Annotated in this window: 2 protein-coding genes; both read right to left on the reverse strand. The window is 68.3% G+C overall.

The genetic code is table 11. From position 1 onward, the window contains the following. Positions 1–209 precede the first annotated feature (209 nt). Positions 210–608: an alternative ribosome rescue aminoacyl-tRNA hydrolase ArfB gene (gene arfB, locus FKP22_RS31080; protein ID WP_141292023.1), complete on the reverse strand. Its 399-nt coding sequence runs from the start codon at positions 606–608 to the stop codon at positions 210–212. Positions 609–612: 4 nt separating this feature from the next. Continuing rightward, positions 613–1,107, reverse strand: a complete 495-nt coding sequence (locus FKP22_RS31085; RefSeq protein WP_141292022.1) for an acyl-CoA thioesterase — start codon at positions 1,105–1,107, stop codon at positions 613–615. Positions 1,108–1,188 lie beyond the last annotated feature (81 nt).

Raw genomic sequence — 1,188 nt, forward strand, 5'->3', positions numbered from 1 at the left:
GAGGCCAAGGGTCTGCAGCGTCGGTGCAGCAGCGGTGCCGCGCACCGGGCGAGCCGCAGGCGCAGCAACATCGGAAGGATCAGGCAGGGTCACCTCGGCGAGGTTACCGCAGGGACTGCCGCCCATCAGGCTGACCTTGTCGATCAAGAATGTCTTTTCAGGCCGCATTCACGCGCTGAGGCGCTGGTTACTTGGCTGCCGCAGGGCGATCAGTCGCTGACCCGGCCGCGGCCGGCCTTGATGGCGCCACGCTTGACCTTGGAATCGACCCGGCGGCGCTGCGAGCCCTTGGTTGGCTTGGTGGCGCGGCGGGCCTTGGGCACGTGGGCGGCCTGGTCGACCATGGCCTGCAGCCGGGCCAGCGCGTCGGCCTGGTTCATCGGCAGGCTGCGGTGCTCTTGCGCCTTGATGACGATCACACCGCCTTCGGTGATGCGCTGGTCAGCCAGCGCCAGCAGGCGCGCCTTCAGCGCTTCGGGCAGGCTGGAGGCGGCCACGTCGAAGCGCAGGTGCACCGCATTCGAGACCTTGTTGACGTTCTGGCCGCCGGCACCCTGGGCGCGGATCGCGTGGAACTCGACCTCGCTGGGGTCCACCTTGGGCGGTATCACGTCAGGCCGTGGGTGGCGGCGCCTGCCGCACTTCGCGCTGGCGCTGTTCCATCTCGGTGCGCAGCTGGCGGCGGACCTTGGCGTTTTCGGCGCGGCGCTTTTCTTCTTCGGTGACGAGCTGGCGCGGCGGCACCGGCGCGGGCTTGCCGTGGTCGTCGACCGCAACCATCGTGAAGAAGCAGCTGTTGGCGTGGCGCACGACCTGGCTGCGGATGTTCTCGGCCACGACCTTGATGCCGATTTCCATCGATGAGGTACCGGTGTGGTTCACCGCGGCCAGGAAGGTGACCAGCTCGCCGACATGGATGGGCTGGCGGAACATCACCTGGTCGACGCTGAGCGTGACCACGTAGCGCCCGGCGTAGCGGCTGGCGCAGGCGTAGGCGACCTGGTCGAGGAACTTCAGGATGGTGCCGCCGTGCACGTTGCCGCTGAAGTTCGCCATGTCGGGCGTCATCAGCACGGTCATCGAGAGCTGGTGGGAGGGCTGGTCCATGGCGGCTGCGGGGTAAGGTGAAAAGGGCGGGGCGGCCAGGGCTGCCAGCAAGCGCCGCGCCAAGGGCTCAAGGTGTTTCGC

Source organism: Ideonella azotifigens, from assembly GCF_006519715.1.
In the GTDB taxonomy this organism is placed as follows: domain Bacteria; phylum Pseudomonadota; class Gammaproteobacteria; order Burkholderiales; family Burkholderiaceae_C; genus Ideonella; species Ideonella azotifigens.

Excerpts from the sequence above, each read along its gene's own strand:
- FKP22_RS31085 (WP_141292022.1), bottom strand. The coding sequence starts at position 1,107 with ATGGACCAGCCCTCCCACCAGCTCTCGATGACCGTGCTGATGACGCCC.